This is a genomic window from Idiomarina loihiensis (assembly GCF_024584785.1).
In the GTDB taxonomy this organism is placed as follows: domain Bacteria; phylum Pseudomonadota; class Gammaproteobacteria; order Enterobacterales; family Alteromonadaceae; genus Pseudidiomarina; species Pseudidiomarina fusca.
Genome location: NZ_CP074112.1, coordinates 1,021,117 through 1,044,674 on the forward strand (window position 1 = coordinate 1,021,117; position 23,558 = coordinate 1,044,674).

Below are 23,558 nucleotides of genomic sequence, written 5' to 3' on the forward strand. Positions count from 1 at the left end.
ATGTTTAGGTAATAAGCCTTAATCGCGCGGAGCACGCGGTGCAATAACGTCACGCTGGCCATTGTTGCCGGCACTACTAACGACCCCACTTACTTCCATTTGTTCCACAATTCGTGCCGCCCGATTGTAACCAATTCTGAATTTGCGCTGCACGCTAGAGACGGATACCCGACGTGTTTCAGTCACAAAAGCGACTGCTTCGTCATAAAGAGGGTCACTTTCTTCATCACCCATGTCTAATTGTTCGCCAGGCAACAGGTTGTCTTCATCTAAGCCGCCCTTGAGAATTTCATCCAAGTAATTAGGTTTACCGCGTTTCTTCCAATCAGCGACCACCGCATGTACTTCATGGTCATCCACAAAGGCACCGTGAACTCGCGTTGGCACTCCGCTGCCGGGCGGTAAGTACAACATATCCCCTTGCCCTAATAGCTGATCAGCACCGGGCTGATCCAAAATGGTGCGCGAATCGATTTTAGACTGCACCTGAAAGGCGATACGCGTAGGAATGTTTGCTTTAATGAGCCCAGTAATCACGTCTACCGACGGACGCTGAGTTGCAAGAATCAAATGAATTCCTGCTGCCCGCGCTTTTTGTGCAATACGAGCAATCAACTCTTCTACTTTTTTGCCAACAATCATCATCATGTCGGCAAACTCATCAATGACCACCACAATACTTGGCAATTTCTCTAAGTAAGGTGGTAATTCGTCCATCGAGTCCCCTGGTTTCCAGAACGGATCGCGTAAGGGTTCGCCTGCATCCATGGCTTCCAACACTTTTTGATTGTAGCCTTTTAAATTACGCACACCCAAGGCTGACATCAGTTTGTAGCGGCGCTCCATTTCTCCCACACACCAACGCAGAGCATTGGCCGCATCTTTCATGTCGGTGACCACTTCGGTAAGTAAATGAGGAATCCCCTCGTACACCGACAGCTCCAACATTTTCGGGTCGATCATGATTAAGCGGACATCATCAGGTGAGCTCTTATACAGCAAGCTCAAAATCATTACGTTCACACCAACGGATTTACCCGAGCCGGTGGTACCCGCGACCAATAAATGCGGCATCTTAGCTAAATCAACTACAACCGGCGCACCAGAAATACCTTTACCTAGCACCATGGTTAGCGGAGATTGGCTTTGTTGGAAAGCATCACAGGCTATCACTTCACTGAAAAATACCGTTTCTCGAGATTTATTAGGAAGCTCTAAACCGACGTAGGATTTGCCTGGAATAACTTCGACAACGCGAACCGAAATAGCCGAAAGTGAGCGCGCAATATCCTTATCTAAGTTTGAAATCTTAGACACTTTGACACCAGGCGCTAAATCAAGCTCAAACCGGGTGATCACAGGGCCAGGTTGAACATTCGCAACCTTCACTTCCACTCCGAAGTCTTGCAATACAGCCTCAACGGTTTCACTGATTTGCTGTAATTCAGCTGGTGTTAACGGGTTACCTGTGCGATTAGGACGGTCTAATAACTCAATCGATGGTAATGGATCTATCGGGCCCTGATTTGGTTCTTCGTTAGCATCATCATCCGCGGCTGACGGTACTGCCGTATTCGCCCCAAGCTCAGTGTCCGGTTCTGGTTGCACAGCGTTACTAGTACTCAAAGAGGTCGCGTCAGAATTCACCCGTACTGGCTCGCGCGGTGGTTGGAATCGGCTCAGATCATCGGTGGCTTGAATACTTGGCAAGTCAAATGCTTCATCTAATTCTGGCTCTACTCGCGCACTAACAGGAGAGTCAATCGCTAGGCGGTTTGCTTTGTTAGCTGTGCCAGCGCTTTTCTTATTAAGCGCAGCATCGCTCTCATTGCTATTTTCGGTATCACTATGTTCTGTATCGCTATCTTCTGTATCAATGATGCGCTGCGCCGCTTGGCGCTCTGCCGCTTGTTGCTTGCGCTGTTGCGCTTGACCTTGTAACTTCATCATCGCCCAAGCCCAGCCGCGCTGACTTTGGGCGGCTAGCCATAATGCTGCAGTAATGGTCCACTCACCTAACTTATCGGCTAACCAAATCCAACTAACACCGGTAACTAAGGTCAAACCGGTACAGAGAAAAGTTAACAGTAATAAGGTCGTGCCGATCATATTAAAATAGGGTAACAGCGATTGGCTAATAACGTTTCCCACTACCCCGCCGGCAGAAAAAGAAAAAATATTAGCAAAATTTAAGGAAGCTAAGGCTGAAGCACCGATCAGCGTCAGGACTAAACCAATCAGGCGCAATCCTACCGCCAAATAGTCTAGCTCTAGTAAACGGTGGGGTTGCCGAAACATCAAATAGCCCAAACCAGCCAGAGCAAAGGGGATTAAATACGCAACATAACCCAAGGCAAAGAGCAAAGCGTCGGCAAACCATGCGCCAATGGCGCCGGCATGATTATGAATGGTGCCTTCAAATCCCGTTTGCGACCAACTAGGGTCGGCCGGATGAAAGCTTGCTAACGCCAGAAACAAAAATACCGCAAAGGCCCCACATAAAATAAGGCCAACTTCCAACATGCGTTGTACACCGCTCATTTAAGACCTCGCGGTTGCTGCTGTTTTGCCATGGTATCGATATCCTTGCGCTTAGCGTTATAATTATTTTATCCCCTATTGTAGCGTGCTTGTGCGGGTTATTCAGCTATTTAGTAGGGTTCTTTTGTTAACCTTTAATCAAGACCTTATTATCAGCTTTAACTTCTTCCATCACCACGTAAGTACGTGACTCATTGACCCCTGGCATGGTTAAGATAGTTTCGCCCAATAACTTGCGATAAGAAGGCATATCTGGCACTCGTGCTTTAATCAGAAAATCAAAATCACCGGCGACTAAGTGGCATTCTAGAATTTCCGGTGTTTTTTGCACCTCAGCGCTGAAATCAGCAAACGCATCAGATGAGGTTCTACTCAAGGTAATTTCTACAAACACCATTAAGTTAGCCCCTAATTTAGCGGGATTAATCCGAGCATGATAGCTTTCAATGACGCCCTCTCGTTCAAGTTTACGCACCCGCTCGCTGCAAGCCGTTGGGCTAAGCCCCACCCGCTGGGCTAAATGCACGTTACTAATACGCCCCTCAGCTTGCAAGATGCGTAGAATCCGCCGATCGATACGGTCGACCGTGATTTCTATTGGAACTTCCGGACTAAACATTATTTTTCTCTATTTAGCGCATGTTAATGCTATTTATACACTAATTTCTGCGTCAAAAAAAGTACGAAACACACCCCTGCTTTCTACTATAATGCCCGCCATTATCCATTGTTTTACAGAATCAACCAAAGAGGCTTGTTCCATGCTTATCGGTGTACCAAAAGAGATTAAAAACCACGAATACCGCATTGGCTTAACCCCCACTGCAGTGCGCGAGTATGTTGCTCATGGCCATCAAGTTATGGTTGAGCAAAATGGAGGCTTAGCGATTGGTTTTACCAACGAAGATTACGAGCAAGCCGGTGCCACTATTGTTGCTGACCCAAAAGATATCTTTGCCAAGGCTGAAATGATTATCAAGGTCAAAGAACCGCAACCACATGAATGTGAACAATTGCGTGAGGGTCAGATTCTTTATACCTACTTACACTTAGCGCCAGACCCAGTACAAACTGAGTTGTTAGCAAAAGCTGGCGTAACTGCTATCGCTTACGAAACTGTAACCGATCGCAACGGTGGCTTACCTTTGCTTGCACCGATGAGTGAAGTAGCTGGCCGCATGAGTATTCAAGCAGGTGCACACCACCTTGAAAAAGCCAATGGCGGCAGCGGCACCCTGCTTGGCGGCGTGCCTGGCGTAGCTCCTGCAAAAGTCCTGATCTTAGGCGGCGGTGTGGTTGGTACTCAAGCAGCTAAAATGGCTGTTGGCATGGGTGCTGACGTTACTATTCTAGATCGCTCATTACCGCGGTTACGTCAGTTAGACGACATTTTTGCTGGCCGCGTGAAAACCATCTACTCAACGGTTGATGCGGTAGACACCTACTCGCGTGAAGCTGATTTAGTGATTGGTGCGGTACTTATTCCTGGAGCCGCAGCGCCTAAGTTATTAACCCGTGAACACCTGAAAAACATGAAGCCAGGTTCAGTGGTTGTCGACGTAGCAATCGACCAAGGTGGCTGTTTTGAAACCTCTAAAGCAACGACCCATCAAGATCCAACCTATGTGGTTGAAGATGTGATTCACTATTGTGTGGCTAACATGCCAGGTGGCGTTGCTCGTACGTCCACCATTGCCCTGAACAATGCTACCTTGCCATTTGGTTTGGCATTAGCTAATAAAGGTCTGCAAGCATTAGCGAATGATCCACACCTGCTGAACGGTTTGAATATGCATCAAGGTAAAATCACCTATAAAGCGATTCACGATGATTTAGGTGCGCAATTAGGTCTGGAATACCTAGACCCACAACAGGCGGTTGCTGGTTAAATTTCACCTTTTGTCAACCTATTAAGCCAAGACCCGCAGCGTGAAAACCCTGCGGGTCTCTTGTTTCTTAGGGTTGCAAACCCTACAATCAGGCCATATACCTAAGAAATAATTTGAACGCATAACGGAGTACATTTTTCATGGCTACAGCCAAACATTGTCGTCTTCTCATTTTGGGTTCTGGCCCAGCCGGTTATACCGCTGCTGTTTATGCAGCACGAGCCAATTTAAACCCAGTGCTAGTGACAGGTTTACAACAAGGTGGACAATTAACCACCACCACCGAAGTAGAGAATTGGCCAGGTGATCCTGAAGGTTTAACAGGTCCTGATTTGATGGTGCGGATGCAGCAGCACGCGGAAAAATTTAATACAGAAATCATTTTTGACACCATTAATAGCGTTGATTTTTCTACTAAGCCGCTCAAGTTATTCGGTGATAGCGGCGAATACACTGCCGATGCGGTGATTGTAGCTACTGGCGCGTCAGCTAAATACCTAGGCTTAGAATCAGAACAAGCTTTTATGGGCAAAGGTGTTTCTGCTTGCGCAACCTGCGATGGTTTCTTCTATCGCAATCAGAAAGTTGTCGTTGTTGGTGGTGGTAATACTGCCGTTGAAGAAGCTTTGTATCTTGCTAACATTGCTAGCGAAGTTCATGTTATCCATCGTCGCGATAGCTTCCGTGCTGAGAAAATCTTGGTCGATCGGTTAATGGAAAAAGCAGCCAACGGTAACGTGACCTTGCATTTACATAAGACCCTCGACGAAGTCCTAGGTGATGATATGGGCGTTACTGGAGTGCGCGTAAAAGACACTCAAACCGGTGCCTTGAGTGAGATTGAGGCTATGGGCTGCTTTATTGCCATCGGCCATCAGCCAAACACAGGTATTTTTGCCGATCAGTTAGACATGCAAGACGGTTACATCAGCGTGCAATCGGGTACCCACGGTAATGCCACAGCGACCAGCGTACCTGGCGTCTTTGCGGCCGGTGATGTGATGGACCATATTTATCGTCAAGCCATTACCTCGGCAGGCACGGGCTGTATGGCGGCGCTGGACGCAGAACGTTATTTAGATGGCTTAACCAAAGCCTAAGTTTAGTTCAAGACGACTAGGGCAAAACGTGATTGCACATCTTGCAAGCGATTCTATCTGGTTTCCATCACCACGTTTTGCTCTAGCTGATCCTAACGGCTTGCTCGCCATTGGTGGTGACCTTGCCCCCGCTCGTTTAATCGCAGCTTACCAACAAGGTATCTTTCCGTGGTTTGGCGAGGACGACCCCTTGTTGTGGTGGAGCCCGGATCCGCGCTGTGTGTTTAGTCCAACCTCCCTCCACGTCAGTCGCTCGATGCGTCGATTTATCCGCACTACGAACTTGCAGGTCACCATCAATCAGGATTTTGCCGGGGTGATCCAAGCTTGTGCTGAGGTACACGCACAAGCTGAACGTGGGGTCTGGATTCATCCCGAAATGATCGCGGCTTATCAGCAACTGCACCAATTAGGCCACGCCCACGCCATTGAGGTATGGCAACAAGGTCAGTTGGTCGGCGGCTTATACGGCGTTGCCGTCAACAATCTTTTTTGTGCAGAAAGCATGTTTCAAAGGGTCACGAACGCGAGTAAACTTGCGCTGCTGCGTTTTGCGCAGGCATTTTTTGCAGCTGGTGGCAGCTATATTGATGCACAGATTATGAATCCACACACAGCTTCCTTAGGTGCCTTTGAACTCGCCCGGGCGCCTTATTTAACTGAACTTGCACAGCCGCAACGGGCAAGCGTCAAGCAATTTTGGCAGCAAGCTCAGCTTTAAATCACGGCCAAACGGCATTATCAGTGGCATTTATTGTCAAAAGCGGCTAAAATTCTGGCCACTTTTCGCACGGGGATGTCATCAGCGCGAGCGGTTAACCTCTTAACCACCTTCATCATTCCCTGCAACGCATATATAAACGATAAAATATCGAGGATTTGAATGGCAAAAGAAGACAGTATTGAAATGCAAGGTACGGTACTAGATACCCTACCTAACACTATGTTCCGTGTTGAGCTAGAAAATGGTCACGTGGTGACTGCGCATATTTCTGGCAAAATGCGCAAGCACTATATCCGCATTTTAACGGGTGACACTGTCACGGTGCAGCTTACCCCGTATGACCTAACCAAAGGTCGGATCGTCTTCCGCGCTCGTTAATAGCACCACCGAGCCCTGCTTAGCTAGCAGAACTCGGGGTGGTTTCGCGCTCACTAATGGCGAGGTCTAACTCGCCATTTTTCGTAGTAACAGCCACTGCCCCACCATTGCTTAAACGGCCGAACAGGATTTCGTTAGCTAATGGCTTTTTCAGATATTCCTGAATGACACGAGCCATCGGCCGTGCGCCCATAGCTTTATCGTAGCCTTTTGCTGCTAACCATTTCACCGCTGCTTGATCTAGAGTCAGCGACACTTGTTTTTTGTCTAACTGCACTTGCAGCTCACAAATAAACTTGTCGACGACTTGTTCAATCACTTCGGTATTCAAATGGTTAAACCAAACGATGCTATCGAGACGATTACGAAATTCCGGCGAAAAGGTTCGGTTGATTTCTTGCATGGCATCAGGAGCATGATCTTGTTGCTGAAAACCAATACTTTGACGTACGGTTTCTTGCACGCCAGCATTGGTGGTCATCACCACAATAACGTTCCTAAAGTCCGCTTTACGGCCGTTATTATCAGTAAGGGTGCCATGATCCATCACCTGCAATAAGATGTTGTAGATATCGCTGTGAGCTTTCTCTATTTCATCTAACAGTAACACCGCATGCGGATGTTTTATCACCGCATCTGTCAGCAGCCCACCTTGCTCGAACCCTACATAGCCCGGCGGTGCACCAATTAACCGGCTAACGGCATGGCGTTCCATGTATTCAGACATGTCGAAACGCAAGAACTCAATGCCCATGGCCTTAGCTAGCTGCTGCGTGACTTCAGTTTTACCAACACCCGTTGGCCCGGCAAACAAAAACGAACCAATCGGTTTTTGTTCATGACCTAAGCCCGATCGTGACAGTCGAATAGCTGCGGTTAATTGGTCAATAGCTTGGTCTTGCCCAAACACCACCAGCTTCAGGTTTCGATCGAGATTTTTCAGAATGTGTTGGTCTGAACGAGACACCGATTGCTCTGGAATACGGGCAATCTTGGCCACAATCGCCTCAATATCGCCAACGCCTATGGTTTTCTTGCGTTTCGACGGAGGCAATAGCCGTTGGCTGGCACCCGCTTCATCAAGCACATCGATGGCCTTATCTGGCAACTGGCGGTCGTTAATGTAACGTGCGGCTAATTCAGCAGCCGCTTTGATGGCCGGTTGGGTATAACGAATTTGATGGTGCTCTTCGTAACGTTCTTTCAGCCCCATTAGAATGCGGGTGGTATCTTCCACCGACGGTTCGCTGACATCAATTTTCTGAAACCGACGTACTAATGCCCGATCTTTTTCAAAAATATTTTTAAATTCACTATAAGTCGTAGAGCCTATGCATTTTAGCTCGCCGTTTGAGAGCAACGGTTTGAGCAGGTTTGAGGCATCTAGCACCCCACCACTGGCAGCACCGGCGCCAATAATGGTATGAATTTCGTCAATAAAAAGAATCGCATTAGTTTGCCCGGCTAATTCTTTGAGTAATTGTTTAAAGCGCTTTTCAAAATCACCGCGATACTTGGTGCCAGCTAGCAAGCCGCCCATATCAAGGGAATAGATCACGGCATCAGCCATCACGTCTGGTACTTCATGATGCACAATGCGGTAGGCCAAACCTTCCGCAATAGCAGTTTTACCTACGCCTGCCTCGCCCACCAAGAGAGGGTTATTCTTGCGTCGACGACACAGCACTTGAACACACCGTTCCACTTCGTACTCACGGCCAATCAAAGGATCAATACGACCATCTTTGGCACGTTGGTTTAAGTTGCTGCAAAAGCGGCTGAGAAAGCTCTGTTCTTCATCGGTATGATTATCAAGGGTTTCGCTAGCGCCGTGCTCATCGCTTGGGTTGTTAGCTTCATCCTCTAGTTTAGTCAGCCCATGAGATAAATAATGCACCAAATCGAGGCGCGTAATGTCGTGTTTGTTCAGGAGGTACACGCCATGAGATTCTTGCTCACCAAAAATGGCGACCAAAACGTTAGCACCGGTCACTTCGCTATTACCAGCCGACTGCACATGAAACACCGCGCGTTGCAACACCCGCTGAAAGCCTAAGGTAGGTTGGGTCTCGGTATCCGCGCTGTCATCGTCAAAACTCGGTGTAGTGCGCTCTACATAGCCTAATAACTCAAGCCTAAACTTGGTGAAATCCAAACCGCATGCGCGCAACGCTTTGCTGGCTTCAGGATTATCCAATAATGCTAGGAGTAAATGTTCAACGGTCATCAACTCATGCCGATAATCTCGTGCTAAACGAAATGCATCGTTGAGTGTTACTTCTAAAGCTTTGTTCAACATATCAACTCCTTATACCCAAACAACCCAACATTCTTATGCTTAGGCTAGTTCCATGCCACATAACAACGGATGTTGATGTTCGCGCGAATAGTGATTTACCTGCGCAACTTTCGTTTCAGCTATCTCGGCTGAATAAATACCGCAAACGGCTCGACCTTTGTAATGAATGGTCAGCATGGTGTCGGTAGCTCGCTCCTGGTCCATCCGAAAAAACTTGATTAATACTTCTACCACAAAATCCATCGGAGTGTAGTCATCATTATGTAAAACCACTTTATACATGGGTGGTGGCTTTAACGCCTGTTTGTCTTCAGTATGCACTTCACCCTGGTGATGATGATTTGGATGACTCATCGATAACCCTTTCTCTTATATATAGTATTAAATTCAAAAAATGGCTTAACTTTAAAAAATTAAGCTGTTCGGTTACTAACTAGACAAAAAACGCCTTGACTATCCGCAAAAGTCACCTATTGTAAAACATGGCGTTAACAAAAAAGAAATTCAAGACCTGCGCTTATGCATACTGGTTTCTTTTTTCACGATGCCATTCTAACAATAACTAAATCTTAAATGCAGAATAAAGGAAGTAGAAGTATGGCAACCGGTAAAGTGAAGTGGTTCAATAACTCTAAAGGGTTTGGCTTTATCGAGGCGGAAGATCGTGAAGGTGATATCTTCGCGCATTATTCAACCATTGAAATGGATGGATACCGCACTCTGAAAGCTGGCCAAGATGTTGAATTCCAACTAGAACAGGGCCCTAAAGGTTTACACGCAACCAATATCATTCCCGTTCAAGGTAAATAACCCTGCCGTGGTTAGATAATGAAACCTTCACAAACGCCGGCTTTCGCCGGCGTTTTTTTAACTATCAATACCAAAATACCGCCGCAGTTGATCGCGTAAGTTAGGTGGTGTCCCATGAATGGTTAAGGTATCTGTGTGTGGGTCATACTTAACCCGTTCATTCAACAGAGTTTGTTCAAAACCAACACTCAAACCGCCACCTTGCCCTTGAAATTTAACCAGTTTTCGTAAGGTGGATCGATCCGTTAAAACTTCCTCGGGCAAAGCTTGCTCTTGGCTACCTGCAAAATCAGCAAAACTGCGCTCCAATGGCACTTGAGCCTGCAGCTGTTCGGACAAGTCCTTAACGCGCACCGGTTCGCCTTGTTGCCATTGATTGTCACAGATGTCGTACACCGATTGACGAACTTGACTTGCCTGCTCAGCAGCTAATTGCGACTCTTGAACGAACTTTTGCACACTTTCAACCAAGTGTTGTGATTGTTTTTTCGGGTTGGCAGCCTCGGCACAGCCCAAAAAGTCCAAGAAAAAGTCTGAAACTTTGCGCCCCACTCGTCCCTTAATAAAGGAAATGTAAGTGACTGAATCCGGTTCTTGCTGCCACTCACTGATATTAATAGTGGCAGCTAATTGCACTTTGCTGATAGCTAATTGCGACGAACGGTCAACAGATAAATCGGGGGCTATGGTAACGCCATCTTGAAAAGGCAAAAAAGCCACCACGAGGTAATCTTCACCGCGGTCGGTATAGCTCGCCATCAATAAAAAGCCAGCCTCTAAGATGCCGTAATGCTGCAATTGCTGGTGCAAAATTTTAGCGGCTTGCTGCGAAAAATCGACAAATTCTAGTTGTTGAGCTAACCACCCCGTAAGCAAGTGCGGAAACTCACTAAGCTGATGCGGCTCGGCATCCTCATCATTGGCGCTTAAAAACCTAGCGTACCCCTTGCTTGGCTTGGCTTGGTATACATCGGTTAACTCGGTCAGTAAGAGACTAACTTCATCGTTAATCGGTAAAGTTGCTGGAGCTACGCGCAGTCCAATTTGGCCGTCATTGGTATAAAACTGATGAATAATGCTATGTTTTACTTCTGCGTACATGGTCACCCTTGTATTCTGTTGCAGTGCCTGTGGTAAGATGACGCTATTCTATCAGATTGAGACAAAAAACTATGCCTATTGTGTCCAAATACAACGCCAACCAACAACAGCAATTACTCGACGACGTGTTAGCCGTATTCAGTCAACACCAAGCGCCTACGGATCTTATTTTAATGACCTTAGGGAATGCCGTTAGTAATACCATTCAAGCTCGTTATCACCCCGACGATACGCATAAGATTGCTGAACAATTTGGTAAAGTGCTGTTACAATCACTTGCATCTAATAAACAATAATCGCTAGAGCTTACTATGAAGCAACGTAAACAACGCAGAGACAAAATAGCTCGCTTAATAAGCTGGGGCCATTGGTTTACGTTTTTTAATATTCTTTTAGTATTAGCTATTGGTACTTTATATATAGAAGCATCTGCTGCGCCAGGATCTGCGCTTGGCGTTGTTTATCTGATAGTAAATTGGCTTGGCCATTTTGCCTTTTTACCCTTTATTGTTTTTATCATTCTGATTTTTCCGTTCTGTATTTTTATTCCGATATCACGAGTGCTTCGGGGCATCGCCACGTTAGTTGCTAGTTTTGGCTTGATCGCTCTGGTTGCTGATGCTTTGTTTTATCGCCAATACGGCTACCATTTAAATACCTATTCACTCAGTCAACTGGCAAGCGACGCTGAATCAGCTTTTGCCGGCGCTAGTTTTTTAATTCTCTTAGGCATGCTACTTATTTTTGTGGTGTTGTTGGTCTTTGAGCTAGGCCTGTCTAATATCGCTTGGAAGCGCCTAGATTCATTACAACAAAAGCATTGGGGACCAACCTTTGCTAGCATCTTTGTCGCCTGTTTTTTAGCAAGTCATAGTATTCACGTGTGGGCAGATGCGGTGTTTTACACTCCGATAACTAAACAAGATGATATGTTTCCGTTATCTTATCCAACTACCGCAAAAACCTTAATGAGCAAGCACGGCTTGTTGGTGGAAGAGCGCCAAGCCATTACCCAGAATCTGATCCGCACTCGGGCTGATATCAGTCTGCAATACCCGCTTAACGAGCTGATGTGTTCGCGCCAGAGCAACCCTAACGACACCTTGTTAATTGCCGTGGATAAGCTGACGAGCAGCCAATCAGCTAAGCTTATGGAGCTTTCCAGTAGCCCAGTAAAAGCTGCTAGCTTACGCGAGTTTAGTAGCGTTGCCACGCCGGTACTCGGACAAACCCATGTCAGCGCAGCACTGTTTGAGTTAACTTATGGCTTACCCGATTTGTATCGACGCGCGGTGCAACAAGCCAACACCCCACCGGCCTACTTAACCGTCTTAGAGAGCTACGGCATTGAGCTTCGTGCCGATGACGAATTTGCGCTTGCGGACATCACCTCGAATAACCCTAACGCAAGCCTCGAGCTGCTCTATTATCGCCAAGATCAATGGGCGGAATTGGTAGCTCGCGTTGACACCGCACTCACTGAGGTACAGAAACAACAACTGCAGCTCATTATTGTGGGGCTAACGCCAGCAGCATCCAGTGGCACCGAAACATATGCCATCAACAACCTGCAGGTGCCTTTGTTGATCAGCTCAAACCTGGCATGGCAAGCCCAACCCTTGGTGCTGCTATCGGATATTATGCCCTCGGTATTGCACAGCTACATGCGCTGCGCGAACGAGGCCGCCAGTTACTCGGTGGGCGTGAATATGACCGAGAAAGTGAGAAAACTGCCATTGATGACGAGCTACGGTACTGATTTAGTCATCTATCAAGAACAGATGACGTCGGTGATCGAAGCTGATGCTAATATTCGCACCTTTGCCAACGATACTTATGAACCTTTAGCTGGGGTGGTTCCGGCAACCCCTATTCTTGTAGACGGTATTCGTAAGCTCAAACGCTTCAGTAATAATAACACGGCTGCAATTGATTAAATAACCCGCAGTTGAACGGTGCAGAGCTTGCTAAAGTTGAATTTATCAGTAATATAACGCCCTCGGTCGGCGTGTGGCGCAGCTTGGTAGCGCACTGTCATGGGGTGTCAGGGGTCGTAGGTTCAAATCCTATCACGCCGACCAAAAAATCAAATAAAAACAAGGGTTTAGGCTAACGCTTAAGCCCTTTTTTTTAGACCCTTGAAATGTTGGTATACGAGGGGCTCGTGGAGGGGCAAACGGCCCTAGCTGCTTGTCATTCCGCCACGCAATACCTATTGCGGCCACTTTCTTTCGCACGATACATGGCATTATCGGCTTTATTGAGCAAGGTTTCGTAGTATTCACCATGCTGTGGATAAAGCGCTATCCCAACCGATGCTCCAACAGTGACCGTATGCTGCTCGAGCACAAAGGGCTGCTGTAATGCGAGCACCAGCTTCTGAGCAATAGCCTCGGCATCTTTAGGCTCAGTGAGCGCATTGAGAACAATCACAAACTCATCGCCACCAATGCGCGCCACCACGTCATGATGGCGCAGTTGCGCCTTAATTCTTGGTCCAATACAACGTAACAATTGGTCCCCTACATCGTGACCATAGGTGTCATTAATAGGCTTGAATTTATCCAAATCTAAAAACAACACGGCTAGGTGTGTCGGTGCATTGTGTAACAGCACCGTAATCTGATGGTTGATAGCCGCTCGGTTAGGTAATCCAGTTAAGGGGTCTGTTAGGGCCTGTTGTTTGATGTTTTCCACCGCTAATTGGTCTGCTGTTACATCATTAAAGATATGGATAAGCTGTGTGACCGTGCGTTCTTGATTGCGCACCGCTGTGATCGTTTGCAAAGCAGCAATGGGTTCGCCTTTTGCAGTGCGATACCAGATTTCGCCTTGCCAGCCATCCTGTTGTTGTAAATGTTTACGAACGGTTTCGGTAAGCCGCAGAGAGACTTTGTTGCTATCAATAAAATCACTTAAAGAATGCTGCTTTATCTCTTTGCTGCTCAGGTTAAGCAAATTCAAAAAAGCTTGATTAGCTCTCTTAATACGTAAGTCCACATCCGTAATGACAATAGCTTCATGAGTCTTTTCAAACACCATCCCAGCTAGCTGGAGCTGCCGATTGAGTGCCTGTAGTTGCTGCTGCTGTAGTTGCTGCTGCTGGATAATGGGTCGCATGTAAAGTTTTAATAAATAGGCACCTATCGCCACAATCAAGAAAATTATGCCGCTTACCCAGAGCAACTCAACCAAGAGTTCTTCACGCAATGACGTTTCTGGCTGTGTTACCCACAAGCCCCAATTAGACTCGCTGAGTGGAATATAAAAGTGACGATGATGTAAGTTATGAAATACACCACTATGAAGTTGAGGTTGCTGGCCTACTAAAGCATGGGCAACTGTAACTGCTTCAGAATTAATCAGCTCGCGCACATTCGCGTTAAATTCAGTTGATGCGGCAGTGGCTATAGGAGTCAAACTAAAGTGAAGCTCAACTTTGCGGGTTAAATGCAGTAAACTAAATTCAGTGGTTGCATCAAATTTATTCAAGTGCTCTAAAATATCAATGATCTCAGTTTGGTCGAATAGCAACACATCATGACCAATGATTTCATTATTAAGGCTTATAATAGGGGCTACTACACTGATATAAATATGCCCAGAGAGGTTGATGTAGTCCGTTCTATGTAGATTTAATTGGCTCAGATTTACCTGCTTTAATAGGCTGGTGGTGCCTGATTCACCTGCAACTCGAGCAATCTCGGTGCCATTAGCTGCAATTCTTATCACCCCCACTAGGGTTGGAATAAAATCGACAGCATGTGCCAGCCGCGCGGCTGTCTCTTGTTGTACTTGAGCTAGCGCAAGTTGCTGGTCCAAATACAAAGCCAAACGCTGACGTATCTGTGAGCGACTCGCAAACTGTTGAGCTATCTGTTCATAATGAGTAAGTTGTTGCTCTACAGCAAGAGCTTGTGCAGAAGCATAAGCTAAATCCTGCCGATCTTCTGTTTTATCCAAATAAAAAAACAGCGGAATTAAGGTACTGGTGCTAGCGATAATCCCCGTTATTAACACTCCAATAATCACTCGGCGGCTTAATAAAGACAATGCATTCGTGTAAGGCGGTGGGGATTTGCCTTGGTCCTTTGTTGTTACGTGCAATCCTTGGTCTGGCAATGATGATATCCCTAAGCTAGAAATAATTACCCCATAAATAACCAACCCTTATGCATCTGTTACCAACTGGGTTGGGTCGCTCAACGTTGGCTATCTAACACATAAGACTTGAATTGATAAAATTATCTAATTAACTGTGCAACTAACTTGTCTATATATGTAGCACGTTCTGGCTCATTGATAAAATTTTCTTGCGCTAAAGTTGACCATTGCGGATTTTTTCGCGCTCCTTTAAACAAAGATTTTAGCTTACTTAACTCTTGTTCACGCTGGCTGTTATCACTGCTGAGTAATAAGGTGTTTGTCGCCCCATGACCACGCAAGCTCAATTGCTGCAACAACTGCAGTTGGCGCACGGCTAAAAGCAAGATAATAGGGTCTTCAACGATCAGTTGATGTTGGCCTTGTAGCTTATGTTTCAGTTGCTTGCCGTAGTGTTGCCAGCCTTGCCACAAACCACCGATAGTGGCCCCTAACAAGGTTCCTGCGCCTAAACTGGCTCCGCCGACCAAGAGATCAAAACCAGCCCCCACGGCCGCCCCACTGCCTACACCTAAGCCGGCCTTGATACCAAACTCAGTCAAGGTCTCAGTATCGAAGAGATCATCGTGCCAGTGACCGGTGCTAATATCTAAGTTATCGAGCGCCACGGCATCTAAGTTGAACTCATACAAAGCTAGTAAGTCTTGCACACATCGACGCTCGCGTTCGGTAACTTGACGCTGTACCTTAGCTAAAACCTCCTGCAGAGCGCTACTATCGAGCTCCGCACTCACCAGATGTTGCAGTGCAGCTACATCAGTCAGTAATTCAGCGATCTGCTGTAGCCCCTGGTGCAGACGTTGCTGCCGTTGCTGCTCACGGTGCTCAATAAGTAGGTTTAGCTGCTGATCAAAGCCTTTCACCACTAACTTTAAGCGCGTTAATAATTCAGCTTCACCGCCCTCAGGTGGGCTCACCGCATCAAACTCAATAAAGCTATGCAAATTTACCTGCGCTAGTGCTTGTTGCCAGGCGCTGCTGTAGCCTGCGGTAGTTGCGGTAAAGTTAAGCACAGGTAGTAGCGGTTTACCGCAGCGCATCAATACGGCTAATTCATCTTGGTATTTTGGCAACACAGGATCACGCACATCAATCACATAGAGCGCAGCGTCACTTTTAAGCAGTTGTCGTAGTACTTTGGCTTCTTGCGCAAATTCTGTTTCGGCTAAGGTAGAATTTAGAAACTGGTGTATTTGTTTGGCGCCATCGTGTCTAAATTCGGCATCGCTTAGGCTTAAACTCTCAAATAAGTCACTACCAGCTTCTAGCCCCGGAGTATCATAGAGCTCAAGCAACACCTGCTCAGCATTCCCAATCGCCATGGTAAGCACGTCACGAGTGGTACTTGGGCGGCTAGCTACTTCACCAAATTGGCTGTCATGCAAAAGTGTACGCAATAACGAGGTTTTGCCCGTATTGGTATGCCCCACTACGGCCAATTGTAACGCCGTTAAACGAGTCGCCATGGTATCTCCTGTTGAGCTAACAGCTGCTGCCAATGCTGCAGGCGCTGTTGTTGTTCGGCACTAGCATGCTCACTCGCTGTGATCAGTAGTACTTCTAGATGAGCAACATATGCCATCATCTCTCGTAACAATTTAAGCGTGGTACGGTCTGGGCTTAGTTCACTATTAACCCGCACCCATAATTGCTGCGGAGGGTGCGCATGTAGGTGAGCTAATAACCGGCGTTTTTCTAGACCGCTGGCAACAACACCATAAAAACCAACCGATGCTGCAGTTTGCTGTTGTGCTAACCACGCATGGTCTAATTCAAAATCCAGGCTCACGGTTAAGCTATCAGCAGTTAATTGCGGCGGCTCCAGACGCTGGTGTTGTGCTGAACTAGCCATGGTTACCGTAACTGGGGAATTCGTTGGCGATTGGGTATCTGCATCAATCACCACGGCTTGGGCGCGAGGTTTTAAGCCCTGCACTACGGTTGCCATACCAGGTGCTTGTAAATCAAGTTGGGCCCGCCACGCCCGCCAGCCTAGCAGCAGCATAGCAGCAAGCAGAAACAACAACCGCGGCACAATACCGTAGCTAAACACGCACATAAGTAGCCAGCGGCCGGCTGCCAGTTGATTCGTGGCATCAGCACTAGCTGGGCCTAAATCTGCATAGCTAGGAGCGCTAACTCCCCACCAGCTGGGGCCCCAACCTATCACTTCAGCCCAGCTAGAAACCGTCGCCGCCGGCCAGATGGTACTAGCCCAAGTAAACTGATAAACATTGGTGCTTAAGCTCACAAACAAAAATAACCAGGTGGCCAACATCACCAAGAGCCAGTAGCCATGGCTGAGCATAGCGGTGCCCGGCGCAATCATTTTATTGCGCTGAGCAACCGACCACAGGGCTGTTTGATACTGCTGATGTTGCGGCCGCCGACCTAGGCGCTGCATCAACCACATCGATAGCCGCAAAATACTGGTGCCGCTAGCCTGTGTGCTGGCTGGTCGCCGTACCCCCTGCAGTAGGCTCAGCACCAGCCACAGCAGTAACATGACACTATTCATTCCGAGTAATAGCACCAAGGCAAATAGCAAGGAGATTGGACTTGGCAAGGCTAGCGTTGCCTGCACTTGCGCCAAGCCAATGAGTACTGCCAACAAACTCAAGCTGATCGCAATCACCCGCCGCAGTTGGTGCCACCGTTGCAAGTGCTGCGTAAGCCCGAGTCGCTCTGCCCAGAGTTGTCCACGCAGCAACACTTGCTGACTGAGCTGCGGCTGTTGCCGAGCCTGCTGCTCAATCACAGCATCGCGCTGAAAGCCGTGTTCGAGCTCGTATCGACGAACCAACTCGGACATCCAAATCGCTTTAAATTTTGCAAAAATAGCTGTCATAGTGCCTATTATTCTTCGGGAATAAAGCCGCCTGATTGGCGCGCCCATAATTGGGCATAAATACCGCCCTGCTGCAAGAGTTGCTCATGAGTTCCTTGCTCTACAATTCGGCCTTGATCCATAACTACCAAGCGATCCATTGCGGCTATAGTTGATAACCGATGGGCAATAGCAATCACAGTTTTACCTTCCATCAAGCGATATAAATTCTCTTGAATGGCCGCCTCAACTTCTGAATCTAACGCCGAGGTGGCTTCATCTAAAATTAAAATCGGCGCATCTTTAAGCATCACCCGGGCGATAGCTACCCGCTGTCGTTGTCCGCCCGACAGTTTAACCCCACGCTCACCCACATGTGCAGCCAAACCACGGCGCCCTTCGGCATCCTCTAACTCATCAATAAAAGTATCGGCTTCGGCTTTGTGGATGGCTTCTTCAATCATCGCATCGGTAGCATCGGGGCGACCATAACTAATATTACCGCGTACCGAACGGTGCAATAACGAGGTATCTTGAGTAACCATGCCGATGTGCTGACGTAAACTGGTTTGCGTCACCTCAGCAATATTCTGACCATCAATCCGAATCGCCCCATCATTTACCTCATAAAACCGCAGCAACAAGTTAACTAAGGTTGATTTACCGGCACCCGAACGTCCTACCAAGCCAATTTTCTCACCGGCAGCGATGTGTAAGCTCAAATCATGTAAAACCGGTTTATCGCTATGATAATTAAAACTTACCTGATCAAATTCAATACTTCCTTGGGTAACATGAAGCGGCACCGCGCCCTCTTTGTCGAGAATATCTTGCGGTACCGAAACGGTCTTGATGCCATCCTGCACTGTCCCAATATTCTCAAACAATGCGGAAATCTCCCACATAATCCATTGGCTCATGCCCCATAAGCGCAGTACCAAACTCAAAGCAACTGCAATGGCACCCACACTGATCTGATTGTCTACCCAAAGCGAAATGGCTAAAAAACCGACCGCAAATAACAGCGTTGAGTTAAGCAGGTAAAGACAGGTATAAAGCTTGGTCACCCAGCGCATTTGTCGATGCACTGTGCCAAGAAACCCCGCCATACCGTCTTTGGCAAACTCTAATTCGCGCTCCGCATGTGAAAATAACTTCACCGTTTGGATGTTGGTATAACTATCAACAATGCGACCCGTCATGATTGAGCGCGCATCTGCTTGGGCAGCAGCTACTTTGCCCAGGCGCGGCACAAAAAAGCGTAATAGCAAACCGTATAACACCACCCAAACCACCAGCGGTGCCGCCAAGCGCCAGTCCGCACTAGCAATAATGGCAACGGTACCAATAAAATACACGGTAACATAATTCAGTACGTCGAACAGTTTGATCACGCACTCGCGCACTGCGAGTGCTGTTTGCATCACTTTGGTGGCAATGCGTCCGGCAAACTCGTCTTGGTAAAAAGTGAGGGACTGATTAAGCAAATACTTGTGCACTAACCAGCGAATACGCATGGGATAATTACCTAATAGCGACTGATAGGTAATTAAGGAGTGCAAAATGACCAGCATGGGCAAGCCCAACATCACCACCAAAGCCATTCCGGTGAGCCCCCAGAATTGCTCCTGCACAAAGGTTTCTCGATTCTGCTCAGCCAGCCAATCGACAATATTACCGATAAAACTAAACAGCCAAACTTCAGTTAGCGCAATCAACATCATCAGCAGCCCGGCCGCAATGATATAAGGCCAAGCGCCGCGGCTATAATAAAGGCAGAATTTCACCAGGGTTTGCGGTGGTTGCTCTACTTTATCTTCGGGAAATGGATTTAACCGGCTTTCAAACCAACGAAACATATCGATCCTTAAATTGAGGTTTAGCCTAGACTTTGGTCCAATGTCAGACTTTACTATCTATGCATTACCATAACGCAGTTATTGATTTGCCAATAATAAACTAAAAAAGGATAAGCCATGAATGCAATTCTGCTGATGTTACTGGGCTTAGGTGCGATGTTTTTGGGCTACGTATTTTATTCAAAGTTCGTAGCCGAAAAAATCTACCAGCTAGACCCTAATTTTCGCACGCCAGCGCACGAGTTTGAAGACGGCGTAGATTTTGTTCCCACTAACAAGTACGTGTTGTGGGGTCACCATTTTACCTCAGTTGCGGGTGCCGCGCCTATCATTGGGCCAGCTATCGCCGTTATTTGGGGTTGGGTACCGGCCTTTTTATGGGTAGTGTTCGGTACTATCTTCTTTGCTGGCGTTCATGATGCTGGTGCTATTTGGGCCTCGAACCGCAACAAAGCCCGCTCCATTGGGGCGCTCACTGGTGATGTGGTAGGCCGACGCTCACAAAGCCTGTTCATGATCGTGATTTTTTTAGTGCTGCTCATGGTTAATGCGGTGTTTGCAACCGCCATTTCAGGGCTACTGATCAACTTCCCTAGTTCCGTGGTGCCCGTATGGGGAGCTATCTTTGTGGCCCTGATTATTGGCCAATTTATCTTCCGTAAATGGATGAACCTAGGCACGGTTTCTATTTTAGGGGTGATTGCACTCTATGCACTGATATGGGCTGGACCATCGTACCCGATTGAATTACCAGAAACGGTATTTGGCGTTTCTGATAATGCGCAGTGGATTATTGTGCTTTTCCTTTATGCTGCTATCGCTAGTTTGTTGCCGGTATGGATGTTACTGCAACCACGTGATTACATTAACGGCTTACAATTATTCATCGGCTTAATTCTTCTTTACGGTGCCGTGCTAATAAGCGGCCCTGAACTCGTTGCTCCAGCATTTAATACCAATACTCCGGAAGGGACACCATCGCTGGTGCCACTGTTATTTGTCACCATCGCTTGTGGCGCTATATCTGGGTTCCATGGATTAGTTGCATCAGGAACCACCTCAAAACAGCTCGACAAAGAAACGGATGCTCGTTTTGTTGGTTATTTTGGTGCAATCGGTGAAGGTTCATTGTCTCTTGCCACCATCATTGCGGCAACTGCTGGCTTTGCTACCTTAGCCGATTGGCAGGCCGTGTATCATAGCTTCGGTCAAGGAGGCGTGGCTGCCTTTGTATCCGGTGGCGCAAATATCCTCGAGAATGGTATCGGCTTAAATGCTGAAATCTCGCAAACCTTGCTCACGGTGATGGCGGTGTTGTTTGCCGGTACCACCATGGATACAGGGCTACGTTTACAGCGCTATATCTTCCAAGAATGGGGCAATATTTATAACATCAAATGGATGGAAAAAGCTGCGCCTGCTACCTTACTTGCCGTAGGTTCGTGCTTGTTGCTCGCCTTTGGTGCCGGCGGTGCTGATGGTTCTGGTGGCTTGCTAATTTGGCCACTGTTTGGTACTACCAACCAGTTACTTGCCGGATTAACCCTACTGGTGATCACCACCATGCTGGTTAAGCTAGGTCGCCCCATGTATGTGACCTTGATACCCTTGCTGTTTTTGTTAGTCATGGCCATTTACGCATTGCTTATTCAGTTAATGACCTTCTACCAAAAATCAGACTGGTTCTTGTTAAGCTTAGACTTAGTGGTGTTAGTTGCAGCTATTTGGATTTCTTTAGAAGCGGCTAGTACTCTTACAAGGCTACGTCGCGAACAACGTAACAAAGCTTAATAAGGCGAGAAGTAAAAGGTCATACTATGAAAATACGAGCTATTGTCGATTGGTTAGGGAAAGCTAATAGGTATGCCACGGCGGTCTATAACGCTCCTTACCGAGCAGCCATAGCTCGTGCGAAGCGGGACGAGGACGATCTTTTCATGCTGTTAGTGTTCTCAGAACTGATGGGGGTTCCTAATCCCGCTTCTTATTACACCCTTGAACTACAACCTTTATTGCTTGAACGTTTTCATGAATGGCATCTACGCATGGGGATGGAACACTCCCCATTAGATGGCTTTCGTTGTTGTTAACACCCCTAACCTAGCTGAGCTTTTATGTTACCTATTTTATCTAAACGTATCTTATTTGTCGGCGGTAAAGGTGGTGTAGGTAAAACCACGGTTTCAGCAGCCATTGCCTTACAAGCAGCGCAACTTGGCAAGCAAGTCTTATTGGTCTCTACAGACCCCGCCCATAGCTTGGCCGATGCCTTTGATTTAACTATTGGTGACCCCAGTAGCGAACAAGAACAAGAGCAATATCAACCACTGTTGCCAAACATTGATGCGTTAGAAATCGATCCGGATAAACAAGTGCGGGCGCACATCAATCGAGTCATGCGTACCATGAAGCGTTTTGCACGGCCGCAAATGTATGGGGAAATTGAGCGCCAAATGCGCTTAACCGAGCAGTCCCCCGGAGCGCAAGAAGCAGCATTATTAGAACGCATTGCGAAAATCATCGATAGCGCACCCAGCCAGTATGATTTAGTTATTTTTGATACGGCTCCTACCGGCCATACATTGCGCCTGTTAACCTTGCCTGAAGCCATGGCCGCTTGGACTCAAGGATTGTTACGGCAAACCAAAAAGAGTGAACAGCTTGAGGGCGTATTAGCCCATCTCTCGGCTAAATCAGGTCGTGATATCGCTAACCCAATGGGCGACCCAACCACCCATGAAACAGCCGAGATGGATGATCGAACGGCTGAAATAACGGCTACTTTGCAACAACGGCAAAGCCTGTTTCATCGTATTCGCCATCAGCTCACAGATGCGCAGCAATGTGGCATTGTGTTTGTATTGACCCCAGAAAAACTCCCGATCCTCGAAACGACGCGGGCCGTGCAAACCTTACAGGCTGAGCATCTGCCCGTTGCGGGGTTAGTGATCAACCGCAATGTTCCTGATGCGATCGATAGTGAGTTTTTTGCCCAGCGTCGCCAGCAAGAGGCCATTTATCGCGAACAAATTCAGGCGCAATTTAGCAGCCTGCCGCAACTCTATTTACCGCTCTTCCCTACTGATTTACATGGCGTGGAAGCCTTGCGTGCGATCAGCGCCAAACTACAACTCAGCTAAGGCTACTAAACCAATAAATATACTGCATAACCGCCCCCCAACAAGGTTAGCAACAACCATCCAGCTTTACGCGAATGTTGTTGCCACCATCCTAAAACGAGCGGTCCAAACCAATAAACCAAGAGTGCTAGGCCATAATAGCGCAGCCCGCGAGCTATCACGGCTGCCAACATAAACAGAGAAAAAGGATAATTACTACTCCCCGCCGCTAACATCCCTACCTGAAATGGAATGGGCGTGATCCCCGTCAGTAACAGGGTCACAAAGCCGTACTGTTGAAACTGTGCGGTAAATTGTTCAAACGCTTGGCTGTAGCCAAAATAGGTGAGAATAGCGTCACCGATATCATCAAACAGCCATAACCCAACCCCATAACCGATACTTGCGCCAACCAAACACCCTGCCAGCACCACGGTAGCTATGGCCCACAGCCGCTCACGCTGATGAATCAACAACGGAATAAGAATAAGCTCGAGCGGGATCGGAATAATGATTGATTCTAACATCGACAACACAAACATCAGCGGTAACACCGCCGATGATTCGGCAACCCGCTGATACCAAGCGTCAGCTTTGCCGCTGTTAGAGCTTGGAGTGACTGCTGGTTTAGACACTTTGGACTCGCTAATTCCTTAAAATGCATTGAGCCTTGAGCGGGCCGCCCATCTTAGCATCATGTTGTTACATAATACTGGGCTTTGATTCCCTCAACGAGGGACCTAAATT

General features: G+C 47.3%; 20 protein-coding genes and 1 tRNA gene. 11 read left to right on the plus strand and 10 right to left on the minus strand.

The genetic code is table 11. From position 1 onward, the window contains the following. Nucleotides 1–18: 18 nt before the first annotated feature. Together KGF88_RS04860 and lrp are read right to left on the minus strand one after the other, a co-directional pair. The gene (locus KGF88_RS04860; RefSeq protein ID WP_153825558.1) at nt 19–2,541 is read right to left on the minus strand and encodes a DNA translocase FtsK; all 2,523 of its coding nucleotides are present in this window, start codon (nt 2,539–2,541) and stop codon (nt 19–21) included. 127 nt (nt 2,542–2,668) lie between these two features. Further along, nucleotides 2,669–3,160, minus strand: coding sequence for a leucine-responsive transcriptional regulator Lrp (gene lrp, locus KGF88_RS04865; RefSeq protein WP_110075037.1), 492 nt, complete (start codon nt 3,158–3,160; stop codon nt 2,669–2,671). A 142-nt stretch (nt 3,161–3,302) separates the two neighbouring features. Here lrp and ald point away from each other — a divergent pair, with 142 nt between their 5' ends. The 4 genes from ald to infA all read left to right on the plus strand — a co-directional run bounded on the left by ald (nt 3,303) and on the right by infA (nt 6,632). Continuing rightward, nucleotides 3,303–4,430 (plus strand): alanine dehydrogenase, encoded by a 1,128-nt coding sequence (ald, locus tag KGF88_RS04870; protein WP_153825557.1) that lies wholly within the window; start codon nt 3,303–3,305, stop codon nt 4,428–4,430. 140 nt (nt 4,431–4,570) lie between these two features. After that, nucleotides 4,571–5,530: a thioredoxin-disulfide reductase gene (gene trxB / locus KGF88_RS04875; protein ID WP_110075035.1), complete on the plus strand. Its 960-nt coding sequence runs from the start codon at nt 4,571–4,573 to the stop codon at nt 5,528–5,530. A gap of 28 nt (nt 5,531–5,558) precedes the next feature. Beyond that, nucleotides 5,559–6,251, plus strand: a complete 693-nt coding sequence (gene aat / locus KGF88_RS04880) for a leucyl/phenylalanyl-tRNA--protein transferase (protein ID WP_162014465.1) — start codon at nt 5,559–5,561, stop codon at nt 6,249–6,251. Nucleotides 6,252–6,413: 162 nt separating this feature from the next. Further along, entirely contained in the window at nt 6,414–6,632 is a 219-nt protein-coding gene (gene infA, locus KGF88_RS04885; protein WP_008489926.1) for a translation initiation factor IF-1, read from the plus strand. A 19-nt stretch (nt 6,633–6,651) separates the two neighbouring features. Here the strand turns inward: infA and clpA are convergent, their stop codons facing one another. Beyond that, nucleotides 6,652–8,931 (minus strand): ATP-dependent Clp protease ATP-binding subunit ClpA, encoded by a 2,280-nt coding sequence (gene clpA, locus KGF88_RS04890; protein WP_153825556.1) that lies wholly within the window; start codon nt 8,929–8,931, stop codon nt 6,652–6,654. Between the two features lie 39 nt (nt 8,932–8,970). After that, a complete protein-coding gene (gene clpS, locus KGF88_RS04895; RefSeq protein ID WP_110075032.1) occupies nt 8,971–9,285 on the minus strand; it encodes an ATP-dependent Clp protease adapter ClpS in 315 nt (104 codons plus the stop codon). Nucleotides 9,286–9,528: 243 nt separating this feature from the next. Between clpS and cspD the strand changes: the two genes are divergently transcribed. Then, complete coding sequence (gene cspD, locus KGF88_RS04900; RefSeq protein ID WP_110075031.1) at nt 9,529–9,741, plus strand: cold shock domain-containing protein CspD; 213 nt, start codon at nt 9,529–9,531, stop codon at nt 9,739–9,741. A gap of 57 nt (nt 9,742–9,798) precedes the next feature. Here the strand turns inward: cspD and yejK are convergent, their stop codons facing one another. Further along, nucleotides 9,799–10,842 carry a nucleoid-associated protein YejK gene (gene yejK / locus KGF88_RS04905; protein WP_110075030.1) on the minus strand — a complete coding sequence of 348 codons (1,044 nt, stop codon included), beginning with the start codon at nt 10,840–10,842 and terminating at the stop codon, nt 9,799–9,801. A gap of 71 nt (nt 10,843–10,913) precedes the next feature. On the opposite strand from yejK, the gene KGF88_RS04910 reads away from it, so the two are divergent. The 3 genes from KGF88_RS04910 to KGF88_RS04920 all read left to right on the plus strand — a co-directional run bounded on the left by KGF88_RS04910 (nt 10,914) and on the right by KGF88_RS04920 (nt 12,923). Next, nucleotides 10,914–11,138: a DUF1414 domain-containing protein gene (locus KGF88_RS04910; RefSeq protein WP_153825555.1), complete on the plus strand. Its 225-nt coding sequence runs from the start codon at nt 10,914–10,916 to the stop codon at nt 11,136–11,138. A 15-nt stretch (nt 11,139–11,153) separates the two neighbouring features. Continuing rightward, nucleotides 11,154–12,779, plus strand: coding sequence for a DUF3413 domain-containing protein (locus KGF88_RS04915; RefSeq protein WP_153825554.1), 1,626 nt, complete (start codon nt 11,154–11,156; stop codon nt 12,777–12,779). A gap of 67 nt (nt 12,780–12,846) precedes the next feature. After that, a tRNA-Pro gene (locus KGF88_RS04920) sits at nt 12,847–12,923 on the plus strand. Nucleotides 12,924–13,035: 112 nt separating this feature from the next. On the opposite strand, the gene KGF88_RS04925 is transcribed toward KGF88_RS04920, so the two are convergent. The 4 genes from KGF88_RS04925 to KGF88_RS04940 form a co-directional block, all read right to left on the minus strand. Next, the gene (locus KGF88_RS04925; RefSeq protein ID WP_153825553.1) at nt 13,036–14,895 is read right to left on the minus strand and encodes a sensor domain-containing diguanylate cyclase; all 1,860 of its coding nucleotides are present in this window, start codon (nt 14,893–14,895) and stop codon (nt 13,036–13,038) included. A gap of 191 nt (nt 14,896–15,086) precedes the next feature. After that, nucleotides 15,087–16,472: a GTPase/DUF3482 domain-containing protein gene (locus tag KGF88_RS04930; protein ID WP_153825552.1), complete on the minus strand. Its 1,386-nt coding sequence runs from the start codon at nt 16,470–16,472 to the stop codon at nt 15,087–15,089. Continuing rightward, nucleotides 16,457–17,854: a DUF2868 domain-containing protein gene (locus tag KGF88_RS04935; protein ID WP_162014464.1), complete on the minus strand. Its 1,398-nt coding sequence runs from the start codon at nt 17,852–17,854 to the stop codon at nt 16,457–16,459. The genes KGF88_RS04930 and KGF88_RS04935 overlap by 16 nt, the downstream gene beginning before the upstream one ends. Nucleotides 17,855–17,862: 8 nt before the next feature. After that, entirely contained in the window at nt 17,863–19,692 is a 1,830-nt protein-coding gene (locus KGF88_RS04940) for an ABC transporter ATP-binding protein (RefSeq protein ID WP_153825550.1), read from the minus strand. A 117-nt stretch (nt 19,693–19,809) separates the two neighbouring features. On the opposite strand from KGF88_RS04940, the gene KGF88_RS04945 reads away from it, so the two are divergent. Genes KGF88_RS04945 through KGF88_RS04955 form a run of 3 tightly spaced genes read left to right on the plus strand, consistent with a single transcriptional unit; the run spans nt 19,810 to nt 22,832 of the window. After that, nucleotides 19,810–21,483 carry a carbon starvation CstA family protein gene (locus KGF88_RS04945; protein WP_110075023.1) on the plus strand — a complete coding sequence of 558 codons (1,674 nt, stop codon included), beginning with the start codon at nt 19,810–19,812 and terminating at the stop codon, nt 21,481–21,483. A gap of 26 nt (nt 21,484–21,509) precedes the next feature. Further along, on the plus strand, nt 21,510–21,782 hold the full coding sequence (locus KGF88_RS04950) for a cory-CC-star protein (RefSeq protein ID WP_110075022.1): 273 nt from the start codon (nt 21,510–21,512) through the stop codon (nt 21,780–21,782). Nucleotides 21,783–21,806: 24 nt separating this feature from the next. Continuing rightward, entirely contained in the window at nt 21,807–22,832 is a 1,026-nt protein-coding gene (locus KGF88_RS04955; protein ID WP_153825549.1) for an ArsA family ATPase, read from the plus strand. 5 nt (nt 22,833–22,837) lie between these two features. Here the strand turns inward: KGF88_RS04955 and KGF88_RS04960 are convergent, their stop codons facing one another. Continuing rightward, a complete protein-coding gene (locus KGF88_RS04960) occupies nt 22,838–23,446 on the minus strand; it encodes a YqaA family protein (RefSeq protein ID WP_257119967.1) in 609 nt (202 codons plus the stop codon). Nucleotides 23,447–23,558: the final 112 nt, after the last annotated feature.

Bases quoted from the DNA above. Each gene is read 5' to 3' on its own strand.
- clpA (WP_153825556.1), bottom strand. From the start codon at position 8,931: ATGTTGAACAAAGCTTTAGAAGTAACACTCAACGATGCATTTCGTTTA.
- KGF88_RS04935 (WP_162014464.1), bottom strand. From the start codon at position 17,854: ATGACAGCTATTTTTGCAAAATTTAAAGCGATTTGGATGTCCGAGTTG.
- ald (WP_153825557.1), top strand. From the start codon at position 3,303: ATGCTTATCGGTGTACCAAAAGAGATTAAAAACCACGAATACCGCATT.
- infA (WP_008489926.1), top strand. From the start codon at position 6,414: ATGGCAAAAGAAGACAGTATTGAAATGCAAGGTACGGTACTAGATACC.
- KGF88_RS04860 (WP_153825558.1), bottom strand. From the start codon at position 2,541: ATGAGCGGTGTACAACGCATGTTGGAAGTTGGCCTTATTTTATGTGGG.
- KGF88_RS04950 (WP_110075022.1), top strand. From the start codon at position 21,510: ATGAAAATACGAGCTATTGTCGATTGGTTAGGGAAAGCTAATAGGTAT.
- cspD (WP_110075031.1), top strand. From the start codon at position 9,529: ATGGCAACCGGTAAAGTGAAGTGGTTCAATAACTCTAAAGGGTTTGGC.
- trxB (WP_110075035.1), top strand. From the start codon at position 4,571: ATGGCTACAGCCAAACATTGTCGTCTTCTCATTTTGGGTTCTGGCCCA.
- KGF88_RS04910 (WP_153825555.1), top strand. From the start codon at position 10,914: ATGCCTATTGTGTCCAAATACAACGCCAACCAACAACAGCAATTACTC.
- KGF88_RS04930 (WP_153825552.1), bottom strand. From the start codon at position 16,472: ATGGCGACTCGTTTAACGGCGTTACAATTGGCCGTAGTGGGGCATACC.
- KGF88_RS04915 (WP_153825554.1), top strand. From the start codon at position 11,154: ATGAAGCAACGTAAACAACGCAGAGACAAAATAGCTCGCTTAATAAGC.
- clpS (WP_110075032.1), bottom strand. From the start codon at position 9,285: ATGAGTCATCCAAATCATCATCACCAGGGTGAAGTGCATACTGAAGAC.
- KGF88_RS04955 (WP_153825549.1), top strand. From the start codon at position 21,807: ATGTTACCTATTTTATCTAAACGTATCTTATTTGTCGGCGGTAAAGGT.
- KGF88_RS04945 (WP_110075023.1), top strand. From the start codon at position 19,810: ATGAATGCAATTCTGCTGATGTTACTGGGCTTAGGTGCGATGTTTTTG.
- yejK (WP_110075030.1), bottom strand. From the start codon at position 10,842: ATGTACGCAGAAGTAAAACATAGCATTATTCATCAGTTTTATACCAAT.
- KGF88_RS04940 (WP_153825550.1), bottom strand. From the start codon at position 19,692: ATGTTTCGTTGGTTTGAAAGCCGGTTAAATCCATTTCCCGAAGATAAA.
- lrp (WP_110075037.1), bottom strand. From the start codon at position 3,160: ATGTTTAGTCCGGAAGTTCCAATAGAAATCACGGTCGACCGTATCGAT.